The organism is Shewanella aestuarii (genome assembly GCF_014647215.1).
Classification (GTDB): domain Bacteria; phylum Pseudomonadota; class Gammaproteobacteria; order Enterobacterales; family Shewanellaceae; genus Shewanella; species Shewanella aestuarii.
The window spans coordinates 254,913-276,080 of the sequence record NZ_BMOT01000003.1 but is presented as its reverse complement, the minus strand read 5'-3'; the positions used below and the strand labels follow the sequence as shown (position 1 = coordinate 276,080).

At 41.3% G+C, this 21,168-nt stretch carries 15 protein-coding genes and 1 other RNA gene; 6 read left to right on the top strand and 10 right to left on the bottom strand.

Going from position 1 to position 21,168, the window contains the following annotated elements:
* Positions 1-62: 62 nt before the first annotated feature.
* Positions 63-418: a transfer-messenger RNA gene (gene ssrA / locus IEY03_RS07205) on the top strand.
* A 367-nt stretch (positions 419-785) separates the two neighbouring features.
* Here the strand turns inward: ssrA and IEY03_RS07200 are convergent.
* The 3 genes from IEY03_RS07200 to IEY03_RS07190 form a co-directional block, all read right to left on the bottom strand.
* Positions 786-1,391 carry a substrate-binding periplasmic protein gene (locus tag IEY03_RS07200; protein ID WP_188840669.1) on the bottom strand — a complete coding sequence of 202 codons (606 nt, stop codon included), beginning with the start codon at positions 1,389-1,391 and terminating at the stop codon, positions 786-788.
* Between the two features lie 378 nt (positions 1,392-1,769).
* Positions 1,770-2,114 (bottom strand): zinc ribbon domain-containing protein YjdM, encoded by a 345-nt coding sequence (locus IEY03_RS07195; protein ID WP_188840668.1) that lies wholly within the window; start codon positions 2,112-2,114, stop codon positions 1,770-1,772.
* A gap of 173 nt (positions 2,115-2,287) precedes the next feature.
* Positions 2,288-2,479: a ribbon-helix-helix protein gene (locus IEY03_RS07190; protein ID WP_188840667.1), complete on the bottom strand. Its 192-nt coding sequence runs from the start codon at positions 2,477-2,479 to the stop codon at positions 2,288-2,290.
* Positions 2,480-2,823: 344 nt separating this feature from the next.
* On the opposite strand from IEY03_RS07190, the gene IEY03_RS07185 reads away from it, so the two are divergent.
* Complete coding sequence (locus IEY03_RS07185; RefSeq protein ID WP_188840666.1) at positions 2,824-5,571, top strand: EAL domain-containing protein; 2,748 nt, start codon at positions 2,824-2,826, stop codon at positions 5,569-5,571.
* On the opposite strand, the gene IEY03_RS07180 is transcribed toward IEY03_RS07185, so the two are convergent.
* Both IEY03_RS07180 and IEY03_RS07175 read right to left on the bottom strand, forming a co-directional pair.
* Positions 5,562-6,902 carry a leucine-rich repeat-containing protein kinase family protein gene (locus IEY03_RS07180; protein WP_188840665.1) on the bottom strand — a complete coding sequence of 447 codons (1,341 nt, stop codon included), beginning with the start codon at positions 6,900-6,902 and terminating at the stop codon, positions 5,562-5,564. The genes IEY03_RS07185 and IEY03_RS07180 overlap by 10 nt on opposite strands.
* A 276-nt stretch (positions 6,903-7,178) precedes the next feature.
* Positions 7,179-8,222 (bottom strand): alkene reductase, encoded by a 1,044-nt coding sequence (locus IEY03_RS07175; protein WP_188840664.1) that lies wholly within the window; start codon positions 8,220-8,222, stop codon positions 7,179-7,181.
* A 148-nt stretch (positions 8,223-8,370) separates the two neighbouring features.
* Here IEY03_RS07175 and IEY03_RS07170 point away from each other — a divergent pair, with 148 nt between their 5' ends.
* Positions 8,371-8,952 (top strand): TetR/AcrR family transcriptional regulator, encoded by a 582-nt coding sequence (locus IEY03_RS07170; RefSeq protein WP_188840663.1) that lies wholly within the window; start codon positions 8,371-8,373, stop codon positions 8,950-8,952.
* A 120-nt stretch (positions 8,953-9,072) separates the two neighbouring features.
* Here the strand turns inward: IEY03_RS07170 and IEY03_RS07165 are convergent, their stop codons facing one another.
* On the bottom strand, positions 9,073-9,321 hold the full coding sequence (locus IEY03_RS07165) for a TIGR02922 family protein (protein WP_188840662.1): 249 nt from the start codon (positions 9,319-9,321) through the stop codon (positions 9,073-9,075).
* A 605-nt stretch (positions 9,322-9,926) separates the two neighbouring features.
* Here IEY03_RS07165 and IEY03_RS07160 point away from each other — a divergent pair.
* Positions 9,927-10,646: a YebC/PmpR family DNA-binding transcriptional regulator gene (locus IEY03_RS07160; RefSeq protein ID WP_188840661.1), complete on the top strand. Its 720-nt coding sequence runs from the start codon at positions 9,927-9,929 to the stop codon at positions 10,644-10,646.
* A gap of 74 nt (positions 10,647-10,720) precedes the next feature.
* Here IEY03_RS07160 and hpf read toward each other — a convergent pair whose 3' ends face one another.
* Complete coding sequence (gene hpf / locus IEY03_RS07155; protein ID WP_188840660.1) at positions 10,721-11,077, bottom strand: ribosome hibernation-promoting factor, HPF/YfiA family; 357 nt, start codon at positions 11,075-11,077, stop codon at positions 10,721-10,723.
* Positions 11,078-11,471: 394 nt separating this feature from the next.
* Here hpf and IEY03_RS07150 point away from each other — a divergent pair, with 394 nt between their 5' ends.
* Positions 11,472-12,113 carry a DsbA family oxidoreductase gene (locus IEY03_RS07150; RefSeq protein WP_188840659.1) on the top strand — a complete coding sequence of 214 codons (642 nt, stop codon included), beginning with the start codon at positions 11,472-11,474 and terminating at the stop codon, positions 12,111-12,113.
* Positions 12,114-12,246: 133 nt separating this feature from the next.
* Here the strand turns inward: IEY03_RS07150 and pulA are convergent, their stop codons facing one another.
* Together pulA and IEY03_RS07140 are read right to left on the bottom strand one after the other, a co-directional pair.
* A complete protein-coding gene (gene pulA / locus IEY03_RS07145) occupies positions 12,247-16,581 on the bottom strand; it encodes a pullulanase-type alpha-1,6-glucosidase (protein ID WP_188840658.1) in 4,335 nt (1,444 codons plus the stop codon).
* 87 nt (positions 16,582-16,668) lie between these two features.
* Positions 16,669-19,629, bottom strand: coding sequence for a TonB-dependent receptor (locus IEY03_RS07140; RefSeq protein WP_188840657.1), 2,961 nt, complete (start codon positions 19,627-19,629; stop codon positions 16,669-16,671).
* Between the two features lie 386 nt (positions 19,630-20,015).
* Here IEY03_RS07140 and IEY03_RS07135 point away from each other — a divergent pair, with 386 nt between their 5' ends.
* Positions 20,016-20,453 carry an OsmC family protein gene (locus IEY03_RS07135; RefSeq protein ID WP_188840656.1) on the top strand — a complete coding sequence of 146 codons (438 nt, stop codon included), beginning with the start codon at positions 20,016-20,018 and terminating at the stop codon, positions 20,451-20,453.
* A gap of 64 nt (positions 20,454-20,517) precedes the next feature.
* On the opposite strand, the gene IEY03_RS07130 is transcribed toward IEY03_RS07135, so the two are convergent.
* Positions 20,518-21,099 (bottom strand): lipid-binding SYLF domain-containing protein, encoded by a 582-nt coding sequence (locus tag IEY03_RS07130; protein WP_188840655.1) that lies wholly within the window; start codon positions 21,097-21,099, stop codon positions 20,518-20,520.
* Positions 21,100-21,168 lie beyond the last annotated feature (69 nt).

Genomic DNA, 21,168 nt, shown 5'->3' with positions numbered 1-21,168 from the left:
AATGATATTTTGTTAATCCTTGCTAGGTATTCACCAAACAACACGTTACACTATTACTAATTGGGGGCGATTCTGGATTCGACAGGATTCACGAAACCCAAGGAGCATGTCGAGGGGCGGTTGGCCTCGTAAAAAGCCGCACCGTTATAGTTGCAAACGACTCTAACTACTCTCTAGCAGCTTAGGCTAGCTAGCCATCAACCACACGTTTCGCACGTGGGCAGTGGATTTTGATGGTCATATTACAGTGTGCTAGCGAGGGAACTCCGTCCGGGGGTGAACCGCGAAACAGTACCGGACTCACCAAGTAGCATCCTGTCTTTCGGAGACTAATTGGTTAAATAAAAGAGAGACTAAACATGTAGTGCCGAGGATGTAGGCTTTCTGGACGCGGGTTCAAGTCCCGCCGCCTCCACCAATTTATAGAAGGGCTTAGCAGCAATGCTAAGCCCTTTTTGTTTGTCAAATGACGACAATAAAAGTTTATCTCGCATAAAAACAGCCCCAATATAGTGTATCGGTCAAATAAGACGTTGCGGATGGAGCTATTCTCTTGAAAAATCGACCTTTAGTCGCTACTTGCTCCATAATACCGCTCATAAAGCGCATTAAATTCCCCATTAGTTATCATTATTTGCAACGCTTGCTCTAGCTTCTTAGCATTGCTTGAGGAGTCAAGGTTCTCGGGATAATTAACGATAGATAAGGGCTGTTCTGGCAAGAAATCTGGATTGTGATTTAGTCTTATATGCGGGGATAGTTTTGAAAAACCCAAGTACATGTGGCTAGGTGTACCACAACATGGGCGCATAGCGATATCTACGGGATGTTTTTTTCAAGAAATACCTAATAGATTCAGTATTATAAATAAAGTAGTCACCTCTGCCTTTTTGCAGTAATTTGATAGCTCGAGCAATATCAAGGCCCTCAACTTCTCTGATAATTGCGCCATAATTATCAGCATTATGCAAAGGTCCGCCATGATGCAAAAGTAACACTTTATCCTTCAATACGGACATGTCATTCATTGGAGGGGTTGTAGGAGCTGACAGAGCAGTATAACTATCTGATAATCCGTTTTTAATAAAATACATATAGCTAGCCCGCTCTGTTGTAAAGGTAGAGCCGGGATAAAAATCAATGTATCCAGACTTTAGTTTATGCAGCAGACGTTGTTTGGGTTCACGTATTACTTTTAACGTACAGTTTATTTTTTCTAGGGCTTGTGTGTATAAATCGAAATATAGTCCTGAATTATCAGGATATTCCCCAATAAGCGGAGGCCTGTCATTTAAGCGATAGCCCATCGTCATTTCGCATGCATTAACAAATGATGAATATATAAGAATAATGAAAGGCGCTATCATGCAAAAACAGATTTTTTTCATCATCAAACTTTACTCACAATCCAGCGCTGAAAGCAATAATGTTAATATTCACATTATAGTCCAAAACTCATTATGTACTAAAATAGGCAATAAAAAATTGCATCTTAAGCCTCGTGACAACGAACAACTTATATAATTGAAAATAAAAGATTTTTATTAAGTTCCTTGTAAATTTAATCATATCAATGAATAGATTTCATTAGCGAAGTTCATTATTGGGAGTAACGCTTTAATATTAACCAGCACTATGATGAAAATACCCAATTAAAGTGTTGCCTTAATAGAGCTACGGCCATAAAAAAGCCCGATGAGATAAGTCTCTTCGGGCAATTTCATTTGGCATAGCCAGATAAATTTTCACTTTTGAATGCTGAATTGTGTCTAGTTTTGTTTTTTCACAAACTTCGATTTCAGCATCATTTGACCGTTACCATCCACTTTACAATCGATATCATGATCGCCAGCGACAAAACGATTAATCACAGCTTTGGTGCCTACTTTTAACACCAAAGAAGACCCTTTTACTTTGAGATCTTTAATTAAAGTAACTTTGTCACCTTCAGCAAGCAAATTGCCTACAGCATCGTTAAGAATGATGGCATCGGGATCAACAACCACTTCATTTGGGTTCCATTCATTCGCACACTCGGGGCAAATTAACAGGGTACCATCTGAATAGGCATAAGGTGACTCACATTTTGGACAGGGTGGAATAGTATCGCTCATCACAAATTCTCTTTAATTAACAAACTGTAACAGCCAGAACCTAAAATGCGATGAATACTCAATATCGAGATTAATGCGTGTAAGCGTGATTCTGACAAAAATGATAATAGTATTATAATAAAATTATCATACTTGAGCTAGAGAACATTGCTAGCATTAGGGTAAAAACCAGCTTAACTGTTAACTTTTGGGTTATTAGTCGGCTTTTGTTCACCATATGTCACATCATGCTGCTCAAGGTAACCTCGGATTAATTGACGAACAACTTGTGATGGAGTTAAGTCTTGGGAGGCGCAAAGTTGCTCAAAAGCCTGCTTCTTACTTGGGTCTAATAACACGGTAAAACGTGCTGTTTTGTTTTCCATTGTGATCACTCATCTAAATATTATCATTTGATTATAATACTTAAACTAACCCTATCTCTACATACATTTATCACTAAGATTTTATTATTACTTTTCTGTAGTATTTCTCATGCAACAGTCACTAAATGACCAATAGTATTGAAAATATGGTTTACCTAGTATGCGACTCTGATTAAATCGCTATTCAACTTACACGCGCCTTGACCTCATTTGATTTGCACCGCATATTATCTATAACAATTCACTAACACATTGGCGCATTTAATGTGTTGGACACCATCGGCATAAGGCTATTATGTGTTGATACGTAAATCACAACATCATTATAAAAGTGTATTCATGGCATGAGCTTAATTGCCCATTATCTGCATAAATGGAAATTCAGATTAGCCATTCTAATTGGCTTATTTTTGTTGTGGCCACTTCAAAGCCTAGTCATCCAGACATTAAAAGCCGATGCATTAGAACCTTATCTCATCAAATTACCCTTGAATTTAAATACTGAAATTCGAAGCCAATGGGAAATAAACTCTGATGCAGTTATCGAAAAAGTATTTGTTACTGGCGGCTTTAGTGACTGGCATATTGATGATCCTTATTACCAACTTAAGCCGCAGAAAGATGAATATGTTTATGAATTACCCGTCTATCCGGGTGATTTAGAATATAAATTAGTGCTTTTTATTAAAGATAAACTTGAACCTGTATGGATTTTAGACCCCAATAACCCCCAAACTTCAGCAAATCCATGGGGAGGAACAAACTCGATTCTACGTATCGCGGATTGGCCCAAAATAACCTTAATTAGTCAAATATTGACCCTTGCATTAATTGGCACATTTTTATTGTTTTGTATTCTAGAGCCTTTGCTGTATTGGCTTTTGCATCAAAAAATGCCTTTCCACCGTAAATTAGTGCTGAGTAATATTCTTATTTTGGTATGTGCTCAAGCACTGTTTTTAAGCTATCAGCTGCATTTAAATCGACAATTAATGAAGCAAGGTTTAATTGAGATAGTCCATGGTATGCACTTAGTCTTAAATGGTGAAGGTACCAATTTTGAACAACTTAACCTGCAAAAAAGATTAATTGATGATGCGCTAACAAAGTTTTTTTTACCCGCAACCACAAGGGTTGATAAAACCCAAAGTAGCCTGTTTCAAATAACCTTATCTGACTTTGCCGTATTAGATAAAAACGGACAATTAATTACTCTACGCCACCGAGCGCAAAATTTAGCGATTCAGCAATCACGCGCAACACAACTTGGGTTCGATAGTACAGCGGATTACTTTATTAATGGCATGTGGGTAAATCTAATTCCTCAAGCCCTTACACAGGCCAAACAGGGGCAAATAATAACCGCATCACGGCCATCAAAAGTAAAATGGGTTGAAACCCCAAGAACCCGTACAGCTGAGTTTTTACTTGGTTACAGCCAGTTTGTGCAACCTATTGTTTACCGTGGTCAAATAAAAGGGTTTTATGCGGGCTCAATTCAAGTAAAACTTTATGGTGATGAATTACTGAGAATGTTGTTATTTCAGGTGCTTCTGCTTGGTGGTGTGGTGTTATTATCAAGCTGGCTATTTACCCGTGTGGGTAAATTGGTGACTGAAGATATTTTAAAACTCACCAAGTGGACACAAAACATTGTAAAGGGCAATTTATCTCAGGTATTAACCATTAATAGCCAAGATGAAATTCAGCAATTAGCTGAAAACTTTAATCAAATGCGTCAATCATTACAAAACAGCTTTAATCACATCGAAATACAAAATAGTAAGTTATATCAAGAAGCTTATTTTAATTCCTTAACCTCATTGCCTAACCGTAAAAAGCTATATAGTGATTTAGCAGAGCAAACAATCACCGCCTTATTGGTAATTAACATCAATGATTTTGGCGAGTTTAATGATTTTTATGGTATTGATGTTGGAGACGCTGCACTGCTAGAAGTCGCACAACGTTTGTCGCCTAAAAGCCCGCATATCAACCTGTATAAGACAGGGCCAGATGAATTCGTTATCGCATTATCTAAACCAGAATCTCCGCTAGTGACTGACTCAACCCTTTCAGAATTGGCCCATTCTGTCTACAAGGATATCTGCCAAGCCCCATTGCTGATAGAGAATAGTGAATACTCTATTTCTGTCAGTATAGGAGGGGCAATACTTGCCAGCTGTGCCCATCAACCGCCTGATACAGGTGCAGAAAAACAGCTAACTTCATCGGCAAGCCAACTTCATCGTCAAGCTGATTTAGCAAGACGATTTGCCAAAAAACAACATATTGAATATTGCTGCTTTAATGTCGACATGGCTGATTCGGAAGCTTTTGAAGAAAACATGCGTCAAAGCCGAATGTTGGCAATGGCGGCACAAGAGCAGTGGGTAGTGCCTTATATCCAATTGATCCAACCTTTGATTGATGCGCCAGTAAAATTTGAATGTTTGATGCGAATTAAATTACCTACTGGTGAGATACTTGCCCCCTACCAGTTTATGCCAGCGGCAAGAAAATCACGGCTTTACCCTCAATTAATGCGTTGTATGCTGACAAAATCCATGGCGTTATTTAGAGATCAGCCATATGAGTTTTCAGTCAATATCACCTTAGACGATATTGCCATTCCCCAAAACCTAGAAGCGATTTTGGCATTACTTCACAACCAAGCTGATGCCTGCAAAAGATTAACGTTTGAATTATTAGAAAGCGAAGAAATTACGAATTATGAAGCAGTTGAGCATTTTATAAAATTAGTCAAACCGCTTGGCTGTAAAATTGCCATTGATGATTTTGGCGCGGGGTATTCCAATTTTGTCCACTTACTGAGTTTGGACATAGATATTATTAAAATTGATGGCTCATTAATTCGATATTTAGATACCGATCCTAAAGCGCAGTTATTAGTTGAAACCATCGCGACTTTTGCCCATAAAATGGGCACAAAAACCGTTGCGGAATTTGTCGAAAATCAACAGATTTTAGCCCTATTACATCAATATCATATTGATTATGCCCAGGGCTATTTACTGGGAAAACCTGCTGCGACTATCGAACATGCCTTAGCCATTTTTAATCAATCATAAACAGGTAATATGGTGTTTAATTGTTTAAGTAGGCAACTAAAGTCTGGGCGAGAAGCTGAGCTGTCTTGCATGCACTCAAATGCAAGTGCAGTTAATTGCTGATATTTTTCTGAGTGATACTCAGGATTTTCTGGCAGAATTAATCCAAGTAAATCCTCTAATAAACATCCTAATGCTCGTACTTCAATGCGATGCATTTTTTGACTTTGAGAGTTAGGTAAATTACTCAAATTGGATGCCGCGCCAAAATCCCCAAATAACACCTTAAAAGTATCATCTATCATAATATTATGGGCATAAATATCGCCATGACTGATCTGCTGTTGATGCATATGCTTTAAGGTATCAGCCATCTGCTTGGCAATATGTGTTATTGCATCAAGGGTAAACAAAGTCCCCGCGGCAAAAGTATCTCTGGTACAGGTGACTAGCGATGGAGGTAAACCTAGGTTTTGATAGCCACAAGGAATAAGCGACATCACCAACCCTAGTGTTTCACCATGATGTATTTGGCCTATCGCAGGAATCAAACTTTTATGCTTGCCCGTCGTTAAACAACAATCCAGTTCGTCTGCTGGATATCCATCACTGGTAATTGCCCCTTTAAATATTTTAACCGCCACGTCATCGGGTAAGTGTTGGTACAGCTGCGGTTTATTAACCCAATGAGCTTTATAAATAATCCCCGACGCTCCTTGGCCAAGTTGCTCGTTCAATTGCAAATTATCAGGGTGGATCATTGGCACACTGTCGTTCAAACATTCTTCTACATGACTAAAAGGATTCCCCGCAAACGCTAACCAACTCAACCGAGGTAAATCTAACAGCCATTCTGGAATATGGCGCAATTGATTGGCGGAAAGTCTGACTAACTCTAATGCCTGACAATGCGCCATCGACTCAGGTAAATCAACGAGTTGATTTCCTGCCAAAGCCAGCTTTCTAAGTTGCGTTAAGCGGCCAAATGATTCAGGTAAATGGCTTAGTTGGTTATCGGTTAAAATTAACCAACGGGTGTGATCAGGTAAAGCATCTTCTGCAATATAGCTAATTTGATTGGCTTTGAAACCGATCATCTCCAGTTTAGGACACTTGCCTAATATTGCTGGAATTTCAGTGAACTTATTTTGTGAAAGAAATAGAATTCGTAACTGGCTGAGTTGGTCAAAGTCATCCGGTAAACTCGATAATTGATTATCAGATAAATCGAGGATCTCCAAACTGTCAGCTAACGAAAAAATCGCCCGCGGAAACTCAGTTAACTCGGCAACAATTTGCAAGCGTGTTATGCCCTTTAGTTCACCCGACTCTAGTTGCTTTAACGTATACATTGTTCGACCCGCCAATGAGTAACCCAATAAAATGAACGCGGATTGTAAAGAAGCAAAAGCCTGATAGCAAATATCAGCAAAGTGGTTTGCAAATAAGTAGTAGGGCAAATAAAAAATTGGCTAAAAGTAAAATGATGGCAGCGATGACAGTAACAAAAAAAGACCACTGCATCTGCAGTGGCCAAATGGATACTAAAATGTCAATTTGGGGTTGATACTATTTAGTTTCGCAGCCTTTATTCAGGCTGCGATATCCAGTAAAAATCAAACAAAAACTTAAATTAACTCAGCCAACATCGCATCGTTGTACTCAACGACTGCTTCTCCTTGGCGCACTTTGGCAACATAATCAGGATTGGCAATAAAGGGACGTCCAATAGCCAGCAAATCGAACTTGTTCGCAGCAATAGCTTGTGCACCCGTTTGTGCTGTATAGCTTCCCACGCCGACTAATGTGCCGGTGTAGACTTGACGTAAGTAACTTGATACTCGACCGTCTAAATAATCAAATTCCATCGCATCATCAAATATTCCAGCATGCACGAATGCAATATCACGCTTTGCCACTTCAGGCAGTAAGTAATCAAATACTGCACGATCTCGTTTATCTGCTGCCATATTGAAGTAAGCACCTGGCGATAAACGCAATCCAGTGCGTTCGGCACCAATACGCGCCACAATCGCATCAAGTACTTCTAATGCAAAACGCGACATATTTTCAGGGGATTGGCCATATTCATCTTCACGGCGGTTACTGTCATGATGTAAAAACTGATCAATTAAATAGCCGTTTGCCCCATGAATTTCAACGCCATCAAAACCAGCATCAATCGCATTCGCAGCAGCTTGTGCATAATCTTTTACTAATTGCTCAATGTCTGCCTTGGTGGCCGCTTTAGGCGTTTGATAAGTGAGTTCACGCATTCTAGGCACACTGCCCTCTACCGCAATGGCGGATGCTGATAACACATCACCACCACCAAAAAAGTGTGGATGCGCTACGCGACCAGTATGCCATAACTGCGCAAATATCTTGCCGCCATTAGCATGAACGGCATCAGTGACAACTTTCCAACCTTGAATTTGTTCAGGGCTAAATAAACCTGGAGTATTAGGATAGCCTTGCCCATCAGGACGAATAATCGTGGCTTCACTGATAATTAATCCAGCTTCAGCACGACGTGCATAATAGTCAGCAATTTGTTGAGTGGGTACTAAGTTAGCATCGGCCATACAGCGCGTAAGTGGCGCCATTAAAATTTTGTTGGCTAACGTTAAGGTATTATTTAATGCATAAGGTTGAAATAAGTTGGCTGACATGTACGGCTCCTTTCTTGAATACGCATTCAAGATAATCTTATTTGAACGATCATTCAACTAGTTTTTGAATAAACATTCAAAATTAGTTAGAATCAGCAAACGTCACCAATAATCGATCACTAATAGCTCATAGCTAAAGAGAGCCAGTATGAGAAACGCAGAGTTTGATCGCCAAGCCGTACTTCGCGCGGCTATGCGAGCATTTTTGGTAAAAGGTTATGCCAAAACTAGCATGGCAGATTTAACCAAGGCAACGGGATTGCACCCAGGGTCAATTTATTGCGCTTTTGAAAACAAAAAAGGCCTGCTTTTAGCTGCAATTAGTCAGTATCATGATGATCGTAGTGTTCAATTCCAACATTTCTTCACTAACAGCAATAACCCATTGCATAATTTAAAAGCTTATTTGGATAACATAGTACAGGAGTGTTTAAGCTGTGATGCGACTCAAGCTTGCTTGTTAACAAAGGCGTTAAGTGAGGTGGGCGAACAGGATGAAGATATTCATCAGCTGATCCATCGTAACCTTCATGCGTGGCAAAAAGGAATTGAGCAAGTACTTGAAATGGCAAAATCACAGGGATTGATAGCTTCAGAGACTAGCAGCCAAGTGCAGGCACAATTTTTAATGATGGGAATATACGGCCTGCGTACTTTTGGCCACACAGAACCTAGTGCAGCCGTGTTACAACCTCTTGCGGATAAATTATTTACCAGCTTATTAAACTAATATTACCCAAAGTAAAAATGACGTAAATTGCGTCATTTAAGTGAATTTCATCATACAATATCAGTTCAGCAGTGGTTGGTATCAAGCCAGATTTAAATGCCTAAAACCTTTCTCCAAGTGCTATCCAAGTACCTTTTGCGAATAAACTCGCTCGCCTAATGAATTCAAAATTGTGCATTCACCTTCTAATACCGCAATGATTGATTTACCACGACGAAAGCTACTTGGGATCATAACACGACCAGTTTCACTAACCTCCAAGCCAGTTAATACAGCATTGTGCATCTCTAAGCCGACAGGTGCTTCGTAATACAACACGGTTACTGTTGCTGATTCACTTTTTGTATCTTGCTTCGTTTCAGATTTCATTTTCGACTCTCATACCAGCATGATTGTGGTTAAGTGAAAGATTAATTAGCCAACATTCCTTATCTAGTCTATCAATCATTGTTAAGTTAATTCACTATAGTCTGCAGTTCTCTCAAGAGAACACTGTTACATAAGATAATATGCTCTTTTATGTACGAATCCTATAGCAAATCGGTTTATTATCTCGAATTTGATATAATCCACCAGGGTAAAAATCCCTATACATCATCTATACCCAAACAACTTGAAGATTCGTGTTTCAGAGTTTCACCGTGTTTTCAATACTAGGCGCGTTAATGCGGTAATGTAGGTACCTTATAAATTAGCGCAACAACGTAGTGGGAACACGGTGAAACTCCCTGAGGGCAAGTTTTACACGCGTTTATGCTGCGTTATTGATTTTGAAAAGGGAATAACCATTACCCGCAATCAATGCCTTGCCTAAACGCGTGTAAATTCTTGCTGAAATCGAGCATCTTCAGGTTGTTTGGGTATAAATATAGATTATCTACACGTTTTTTAATAGCACACCTAAACAGCTTGGCAGATTCCTGCTAGAATCGGGAAAAATTTATAGTCTTATCATTTAAAAAAACGAGATTAAGATGGGCAGAGCATACCAAAACAAAAAAGAGTCCATGGCGAAAACCGCTGGCCAAAAGACACGTATTTACTCACGTTACGGTAAAGAAATTTACATTTGTGCCAAAGGTGGTGTTGACCCGGATGGCAACTTAGCACTGCGTAGCCTAATTGCCCGCGCAAAAAAGGATCAAGTACCAGCACATGTGATAGAACGTGCTATTGAGAAAGCCCGTGGCGGTGGTGGTGAAGATTATGATACTGCCCGTTATGAAGGTTTTGGCCCAGGTGGCTGTATGGTAATTGTCGATTGCTTGACGGATAACGGCAACCGTACTTTTACTCAAGTTCGCCAAGCGTTTGTTAAAAATGATGCCAAGCTAGGTAGTCCTGGTACTGTTGGGCATATGTTTGAACATCAAGCTGTATTTGTGTTTGATGGTGATGACGATGAAGCAATTTTAGAACTGTTAATGATGGCTGACGTTGATGTTACCGATGTAGAGCTAGAAGATGGCATTATCAGTGTATTTACACCAGTGTCTGAATTTAACAATGCTCGCACTGCGCTAACAGAAGCCTTCCCAGAAATTGACTTTAAAGTGGAAAATTTGGCTTTCGTGCCACAAACCATGACTGAAATCAGCGGCGAAGATATTGAAAGCTTTGATAAGTTTTTAGCGGCATTAGATGACTGTGATGACGTACAAAACGTATATCACAACGCTGAAATTAACGAATAAACTCATTATTGAGTCCATAAACAAAAACGCAGCCTAGGCTGCGTTTTTTATTAGTACTGAATTTATTAATTCAATTAACGTAAATCCATCTCTTGTACTTTTTCATAAGCAATTTCTGGTGCGGTAACTTCAGGTTTAGCATGCTTATCAGCTTTTAAATGACCTTTGCGATGCTTAAGAGCGGCATCTAACTTTTTAGCAGCACTGGCAATGGCTGGATACATAACGCCATCTACACCTTTGGCTGCAATACGTGAACCTTCATAATTAGTGCTAACTTCTACGTCGTATTCGCCATGTTCTTTAGCGATGATTACGTCTAATGAAATAAGAGTGGGGAAATGGCTCGCAAGCTTGCTGAATTTTTCTTCTACATGTTGTTTGACAGTGTCGGTAACATCTACATGGTGACCAGAAAGATTTATTTTCATAGAGTGTCCTTAACGTAATAACGTCTATTTTAATGCTAATTTAATTGCTGACTTAAAATAGAACTTGGGGCATGTACTGTGGATCTCAAGAGATTAAATCAACAATGTGTCAAAATGAGATTCAAGTCACATCTGTAATTTAATTCTGTATTGTTTGTTTAGGCGATGCATCACTAAAAGTCATGACACCAAATAAATCCGAACAACCTTGTTCTCAAAATTATTTAACACCACAATACACACTTAGTATAGACATAAACAAGTTACTTTGTTTACTACTTTAGTGGCCTTTACAAACCTTGCTCACAAAGCAGGCGAATAAGTGATATTTTCAGTTAAATTTTAATCACTTAATCCGAATAAATGAAAATTAATTAATTTAGAGGTTGATAACATGGCAGCTAAAACACTGCAAATAGACATAGTTTCAGATGTAATGTGCCCATGGTGCATCGTTGGCTACCAACGTTTGCAACAGGCTTTAGCCTCTTTTTCAAATATTGATGCACAAATTACCTGGCATCCCTTTGAGCTTAATCCTCAAATGGCTAAAGAAGGCCAACATCTTGGCGAACATTTAGCTGAAAAGTACGGTTCAACTCCACAGCAAAGCCAGCAAAACAGAGCGAATTTAATTGCCATAGGCAAAACCCTCGACATTGAATTTAACTTCACTGATCAATCGCGTATTTACAATACGTTCAACGCCCACCAGCTATTGCAATGGGCCAAATCATTTAACCAGCAAACCGCACTTAAATTGGCCTTATTTGAGGCTTACTTCAAACAACAGCAAAATATTGCTGATAACAATGTGCTATTAAATGTGGTTGAAGCGGTTGGATTAGATCGCCAGCAGGCTGAAATAGTTTTGGCATCGCAGCAATATGCTGACAGTGTCAGAGCCGAGCAAGCCCTGTGGCAAAGTCGCGGGATAAGCGCGGTACCCGCTATCGTATTTAACCAACAATATTTAATCTCGGGAGCCCAAAGTGCAGAGTACTTAGCTGAAGCGATAAAACAGCTGCAAGCATAAAGCGCTTTCCCCCTAGCTCATTCATTAATTTTGCTATTTTTTATCTGCCCCCATAAAAAAACCAGCTTACGCTGGTTTTTTAGGGGTTAAAGAACCCAATGACTTTGTATTGATTACGCTAACACTAAAAGTGTTAATTCAGCTTCATCACTTTTAATGTCGGTGAATCACTGCTTGGGCCAGTAACCGTAAATCGATAAGTGGCATTCGCAGTAACCGACAGCTTCATATTCGCCCCTTTCTTAGCAAGGGTTTTATTGCTGCCCTCTAGCACGACTTCATCGCCCGCGATGGCACCAAAGTCGACGGTAGACCAATCACCCGTTGCGATTTTAAACTCATACTCGCCTGTCGCTATGGTGATATCCGCGGTATAAACCGATGCCCCTTGGTAGGTAAAGGCATCAACTTCACCCCAACCATTCATGCCGCCACGAACATAGACTGTATTACCCGCAAACATCTCGGTTTTATTGACCGTTAATGTCGGCTCGTTACGATTGCTCATATCGAAGGTAAAGGTGTATTCGCTATCACTATCAAATGTCACCCTTAAGTTACTGCCTTTGACCGCCAGTAATTTCGGCTCAGCCAGTGTGACTAAAGTGTCAGTTTCACCACTACCGTAATCAACCGTAGACCAGTCTGCTGACGCTACTTTGAACTCATGGGTGCCAGCACTGACCATAATTTGAGTTTGATAAACACTGTCACCTAAGTAAACCAGTTCGTTCGCTTCCCCCCAACCATTCATGCCTCCGCGCACAAATACCGATGTACCAGCGAATGGCTCTTGGTTATAAACGGTTAACACTGGATTGGCTTTATCTGATGCGTCAAATGAGAACACATAGGTCGCGTCAGCGGTGGCACTGAATAGCATATTGGCGCCTTTGGCGGCCAATTGTTCAGCAACATCTTCATCAACAGCAGCGACATCACTTGATAGCGCACCAAAATCAACCGTGCTCCAATCAGCTGAGGCGATTTTAAACTCATAATCTCCAGCGGCAAGCGTAATGGCTACCCGGTATTCACCTGCACCAACATAAGTAAATGCATCAACTTCACCCCAGCCGTTCATGCCGCCACGAACAAATACCTGCGTGCTACCAAATGGCATAACATCTGGCGCTCCTGCAGTCGCATTCGCACTTAAGCCCATGCCCTGCGTGTCGCCTTGAACTTTAACAAACACCGCAGTGGTATAGGCGGGGACGTTAAAGGTTCCTTCACCCTCACCTTGATTGAAACTAGCACCTTGAACGGTTGCATCAATTGAGTTAACTAACGTTGGATGTAGGCTAAATCCGCTTGCTGTAGGTACGGTGTGCGACTGCGCTGAAGCGCTGCCATTAATCATTACCACCATGGCATCAACCATAGGATCAATATCCGCTAAATCGCTGCCATCATCTACGCTCATGACAATCACGCCTTGGGTTTGGCGTTTACCGATATTATGAAATCCTACGCGCTCGATAATATCTTGCTCAGTGGTTAAACGTAATAATGGGCTCGCTTTGCGAATAGCTAAAAACTCATTAAATACGTTTGAAGCAAACTCTATTTCAGACATTGATGCCGCTGAGTTTGGGTTACCCGATCTTTTGATAATTTGCGCCATCTTGGCAGCATTATCTTGCTTTAAGGGCAAGCCCACATTCCAGTTGTTGCTGTTTTTGGTAAAGTCGACCCAGTTGAACCAATCGCCGGAATCATAGGTATTTCGATCCATAGATTTTGAACGCAGCATGTCTCCGCCCATTTGCAAAAATGGAATCCCCTGACTCATTAACGGAATAGTTGCTGCGATATTTTGCACACGTACCCTTGATGCTAATGACAAGGTTTCATCATTTGAATACTGCAAGATATCCCAAAGGGTCTCGTTATCATGTTTTGAAACATAGTTAATGCTATCAGCTGGGTCTAACGCATAAGCCGTTGGCTGGCTATTCCAGCTAAAGCTACTGCCTTTGGCTGAATTACCGTTAAAGTCTTGTAGCACGTAGTTTTGTAAGTTACCTGCCATCGATAACCTTAGCGTGTCTTGATCACGTAAATAATCATCTTTTTGCTCAGAAGCAAACAAAGCGCCACCACGAACCGCTTCTCTAATACGGTCGTTAAAAGTTCCGACTTCGCTGCCCGCCATATTGGCTTGCACAGCTTGTTCAAACAAACGGTTATCGGCTACCTCACCAAAGTTCCAGCCTTCACCATAAAAGTAGTTGTCTGCATCAACGGCTTGCACCGCTGCACGCGCAGCTAAAATACTGCTTTTAGGCATATGCCCCATCACATCGAAGCGGAAGCTATCAAATCCGTACTCTTTGGCTAAAATAACCATCGAGTCAGTGACAAACTTATCCATCATCCTGTGCTCTGTTGCCGTGTTATCGCAACAGGTTGAGGATTCAATTTTACCGCTGATTTCGTTATATCTGTGGTAATAACCTGGCACCACTTTATCTAGCACTGAGTTATCCCATAGGCCTGAAGCACTGGTATGGTTATAGACCACATCAAGTACAACTCTAAGCCCTAGCTCATGCAAAGCTTGATTCATGGCGCGTAATTCAACAATACGCGCCACGCCATCAGCATCACTGGCATAACTGCCTTCTGGGGCGATAAAGTGCTGAGGATCGTATCCCCAGTTAAAGCTGTCATAACCGCGCATAGCATTCACTAAGTCTTGGCTGTCGAACGATCCCACGGCATTGTCCGCTAAAATTGATTCAATAGTGGCTGACTTATCTTGGGTTTTACATGCTGCTGCGCTGTTATCTATTTTGTTACACAAGGCACCTAAGGTATCAGTGATATCAATACGCTCGGCAGGATTTTCATTAATAGTGGCAATGTCATTTACCGGTAATAAGTGAAAATGAGTGACGCCTTTTTCCGCCAGTGTACGCAAATGCTCAACGGGTGCAGTGCCATCTTCAGTAAAGGCTAAATACTTACCTCTGTTTGCTGCTGAAGTGCTTTCATCACGGGCACTGAAATCCCGCACATGACCTTCATAAATCACTGCATCTTCTGGATTGGCGATAGTTGGGATAGCATGTCCATCCCACCCTTGTGGCTTTAAGTCATCATCAGTTAAATTAACAAACTGACTGAAACGGCCATTGGTTGACACGTTTAATGAGTAAGGATCTGTGGTCTCTAAAGTTTCGATTTTCTTCGATACGGGATGGTACACAGTTAATTCATAACGGTAATACTGGCGGTCAAGACTGTTATCCCCTGTAAATGACCAAATACCGGTTGCTGTATCTAAGCGCATCGCCTCGGTTTTCGTCAGCGTTTTAGCGCTGTCATAAACCTTTAAATTGACGCTTTGTGCGGTTGGTGCCCAAACTTTAGCGCTAATACCATTGTCATACTGTATGCCCAATGTCGCTTCATCGGCATCATTATCTCCAGCGGTATAAAGTGCATCTAACACCTTTGCGACTTGCACATGGGTCGCGGCTATTGGCTTGTTGTCACTATCATATGCCACCAGCACCAACTGCTCTTTTGCCATACTCTTAGCTTCATCAGCACTAAAGTTCGCTTCATATGCCGGCCAGCTGGCTAAATGCGGTACCAAAGCTTTGTGTGCATCACTTAATGCAGCTTCAGTTAACTCGACTTGCCCGCCACTAATGTTACCGTCGTTATCAGCCTCAATACCTGCAGTAGGCGAATGATGTAACACAAATTTAGCCACACCATCAGGGGATTCATTCCACACAAACGTGTTTTGATCTAGCCAATGGGCACTTGCCCCATCAATTGAAAATCCAACATCTAAAATAGGGTAATCATATACATCAGATTCGCCATGAATGGTAAAGTTAGCGCGATTAAACTGCGCCTCTGGGGCGGCATCATCCTCAAACGATTTAAGGTTCATCACCAAATCACTGTCACCTAATGCTTTTCCTGAGCCTTCGGTGCCGATGTGAATGATAAAGTTAGCGCAATCACTGTGGCCCTCTTTTAAATTAATTAGCCAGTAAGCCCCATAGTTAGGGTCAATACCATCAAATGAGTGGCCATTCGCCCAATCAGTTGAATCAAATGGCGGAGCATAGGCATCGCAGGTATCGTTATTCCAAGAATGAAGTTTGTAACCAGGATAATTAGGGTTAGCGTTTGAATTATCTTTGTCTTTAATTCGATTGTAATACAGCACCGCCTGATTAGGCCCTGCTAATACAGAAGGCAAAGGTAAATCGGGGTTATAACCGACAATACAGCTCTCATTTTTTGCATCCGGAAACTTAGGCGCAGGGCAGCTTAATGGCGGTGGCGGCACACAGTCGGTGCCCGCTGCATTGGGCACGTTAGGTACATTACAGGTTAATAACACTTTTCCAGGCTCGGCAGAATCACCACCACAGCCAATTAATGCTGTCATACTCAGTGCAAATACACTGAAGGTTGTTATTGTTGACTTGGTCATCATGACTGACTTCTCCCCATCACTTTTTGCAGTAACGCAATCTTGTGTTGTGTTTTGATTGTTATCTGACTATTTATTTTTGACTGCTGATTACATCGCATAAGTGAACCCCAAATAGAATTCGCGACCAAAGTATTGCAAGGTGCCGGTTTTGTTTTGTGTACCGAAGTAACTCTTGGTTGGCTCATCGGTAAGGTTATTCACCTGAAACAACACCCCAAGGCCATCGGTCACTTGATATGAAGCTTGATAATCGATAACGGTTTCAGCATCAAAGTTAACCACCTGCTCGTTAATCGCGACTTGCTCAGACACAAACTCATCGCGATAACGTGCACTCACCCGAGTTTCAAAGCCTTCGTAGGCGTAAAACAAGGTGGCACTGACCACGTTATTCGATAAACCAGGTAGATCCTGAGTTGTGGTGTCGCCACCAAGATTGGTAATTGATTGGACTTCTGATTCGGTATACGAATAGCTAGCATTAAACCCTAATCCAGACCAAGCATCTGGAAGCGAAGCAAACACCTGAGTATAGGCAAGCTCGAGTCCACGAATATATCCGCCTTCGGCGTTATTCACCGCTGTGGTATAGGTGCCATTGGTTGTGGCAATTTGCTCGCCGCTGATTTCATCAGTGATGTATTCAGGCACGTTAAAGCCGTTGCCTTTAAAATCGAAGTTACTGATGGCGATGGTATCGATAAATGAATCAATGTTTTTATAGAAAATCGCCGCGACAAAGGCGCCTTCATCAAAATATTGCTCAAAAGACAGATCATATTGATCCGCATAAAACGGCATCAAAAAAGGATTGTTAGTACTTGAGCCATTGATTTCACCGTCATCTGAAACCGAGGCACTGATGTCCCCCGCCAAACGGTTAATCGGTGGACGAGACATCACTTTGGCCGCGGCCACACGGATTTGAGAATCATCAGCCACTTTGAAATTCAAGTTAATAGAGGGGAGATAATCGGTGTAAGTGACGCCTTGAACAGTTTGCACGTAATTTTGATTCACTATGCCAATGCTGTCAGTAATGTTTTGAGCACCAAGGTCTACATTACCCTCAACATTTTGCAACATGGTTGCTGCTTGGTCGGTATCAACCATACGTAAACCAAAGTTACCCGTCACTGGAATACCGGCTATTTCTGAGTCGATATTAGCCATGACATAGGCCGCTAACACTTCTTCATAAACTTCACCGCTTTGCAGCATGGTCCATGAGTAGTTAGTGGTATAACCTTTAGGATCAATCACCCCACCCGCGTTACCCCAAGTTTGTACGGGTTGTGGCACGCCATTTGGGAACCAGGCATTTAATGCCGAGTCTAAATCTATGGCTAAATAAGAAGGGAAATAACTAAAATCCCCTTGCCAATCGACGACGGTTGTCATGTCGTCAGTTAATTTCAACGGCGGTTCTGATTTTGAAAATGCACCGTCATTACCATACTCAAATACCGAACGATCATTTGAATAGGTTCTATCTGAATAACGTGCGCCAAATTCAATGCTGCTAATCACATCGGTTTCTAGATCGTATTTAAAATCGACCCGGTAAGCTTTAACTTCATCTTCGTTTTCAAATGGGTAAATACCATATTTACTGACCATGACCCGATCAATATCAGAAAATGCTTGTGCTTGATTAAAACCCACATCAGGCAAGTCTAAGCCATTAAGTAGGTAGCTAATTGACACATTTTCATCAAAGATGGGCGTTTCAGCATTGGCATCTTCGGCCACATTTGACCATAACAAGCCATTGCGAAAATCACTTTTTGCCGATGATAATGACACATCGACATTCACATTTAATTTTTCGGTGACTTGCCAGTCCGCATTAATGCCATAGCTGTTTACTTCATCAAAATCTTGGTTATCATCATTGACAATTTCAACGCGGGTATAACTTTTAGATGTGCGGTTAAAGGTGCCACCTATCACGCTATTGCCATCAAATGTTGGATTAGCAACACTGGCATTGCGGCCACCTAATTTGACACGATAACCCCGAGCAAAGGCCTCACTGTCAAAGCGTGACATAAATGCATCACCCTTGAGCACAAAATTATCGACAGGTGCCCATTCGATGGCGCCCATATAGCCATTACGGGTTTCAACGCCGCCTAAATGTTGAATTTCAAATCCTTCACTGATGTATTCATAACTGGGATTATCTATTGGCCCATTAACATCGTTTGCTAACCCATCTAACTCTTTCGAATCGTTATAAGCTAAACCAATAAACTGGGTGGCTACACTGGGTTGTTCTAAACGTGCGTACCCCACAGCAACGCCTAATGTGTCTTCTAAAAACTTGCCTTGGTATGAAAAGCTTAATCGGCTGCCATACTCTTCTGCCCCATACACTTCACTGGCGCGATCGTTATGCATGCCTCGGGCATTAACCACAAAACTATGGTCTTTATCTGTACTTAAAGGGCTAATGGTTTGCAGCTCAACCGTGCCCGCGACTCCGCCTTCAATAAGCGATGCTTTAGGCGATTTATACACTGCAGCGGAACTAATTAACTCTGAAGGATACTGGTCAAATTCAATGCTGCGTGAGCCACTGGTAGAAACTTGTTCACGGCCATTTAAGGTTGAAAAAACAAAGCCGCCAGACATACCGCGAATGTTAATTTCAGCAGCCTGACCACCAGTACGTACAGCTGAAATACCCGGTAAGCGCGTTAATGCATCCGCCATCGACACATCGGGTAAAGCGCCTAGGTCATCGGCTGATAATTGCTCCGATACGGTATCGCTGTAACGTTTTGAGTTAAGTGAATCAATTAAACTGCGGCTATAGCCTTTAACTGAAATACGTTCGATAGGTTCATCGTTGTCAGTCAACAGGTCACGGCTCACATCTGTCTTGGCCGTGTCAGTTTCCTCTTTTGTAACAACTTCTGCCGACGATACCGGCTGTTCAACTGAAGTGACTTCATCAGCGGCCAATGCAGCATAAGGCATGAACATCACACTCATTCCTGCTGCAATAGCTAGCGATAGCACACTGGGTTTACTTTTGAGCATTGGTTTTCCCCTTCACCTTAAAGGTTTTATTGCGCCCAACACTCAGATAAACCACTTACACTATCTCGAATATCGAACAATTATTATGCCGATATACTAGGCTTTGCCCCCTTTTATAAACAACAGACTGCATACGTATTCATAACAATTGCGCAACATTTTTAAGCTAACCAAGCTGAGGTATTCTGGCAACGCGAATTTTTAGGTATAAAAAAGAATGTGTTATTAACACTTTGCATTTTTGTATTCATGCTGATAAAAAATTCATTTTTATGATGTGATCCAATGCATACAAAAAGCATGGACATTAACCGCAAGTTAGTGTTGAATCGTCATCGAATTACGCATTGCAGTAACAATGTGATCGCTCAAATTAGGAGTAGTAGATGGGTTTTAAAGTAACTGTTGATTGGCACACTTCACCAGCAGCAGAAGGCGAATTTAATCGCGATCATCAAGTCAAATATGGCAGTGGTCAATCGATTGAAGCTTCATCAGCACCTGAATACAAAGGCAACGAAGACAAAGTTAACCCTGAAGAAAACCTTTTAGCCGCGCTTTCTTCGTGTCACATGCTGACTTTTTTAGCGATAGCACACCTTAAACGTTTACCTGTTAGCACATACAGCGATAACGCTATTGCCGATTTAGGTAAAAATGATGCGGGTAAAATTGCTGTCGTGAAAATGACCTTAAATCCAGAGGTCGTTTTTGCTGAGGGTGTTGAAGTAAGCGATGAAACACTCGCCAAAATTCATGAAAAAGCACACGCTAATTGTTTTATTGCCAACTCATTAGCATGTGAAGTTGAAATTAAGCACTAAATCATGGGTTAGATAATAAAAAAGCCGCTACATGCGGCTTTTTTTATGGCTATTGAACAGCATATTACTCAGACTTTTGCATAAAATCTTCACTAAAATCTGTTTGCCAATATTTGTAACCTTGAACAGTGGCCTGAGCGGCTGCGCCCATTAAGTTGACTTGATAGGTTTTCACTCCATCAATATCAACCGACTGATTAGCCGAAGCTTGTTCGCCATTCTCTTCATATTTAGCACTGGCTTCTGCCTGAGCTTGGCCTTCATAGCCCGATTCTTTAAAACGGGTCAGTGCATCACGTTTAGTAAATGCCTGCACATAAGCCATTTGTTTCCAGCCTATCCCAGCGCCAACACCGCCAGTGGCAAAACGATAATAAGACGTTTGCCCGCCCTCTGTTAATACACATATTCCGCCGCCAGTTGAAAGCGCAAAGAGGTAACTATTACTACCGCTACACACAACATAACCCACAGACTGACCCACTGCAGTTCTTGCCGCGGGATGTTGTTTATAAATTTCCGTTAAGGCCTGTTGCGTTTCTTTACGAGCATTGGCTTTTTTGGCTTCAGGCGTGTTACCCGTGGCACAGGCTGATAAACCTAAAATGGCAGATAGTAAAACAATAAGTAATAAAGGCTTGGTCATATTTACTCCTAATTCTTCAGTTGTGAAGATAAGCACCTAGGCTGAAGATGCAAAGTAAATATCATTAAA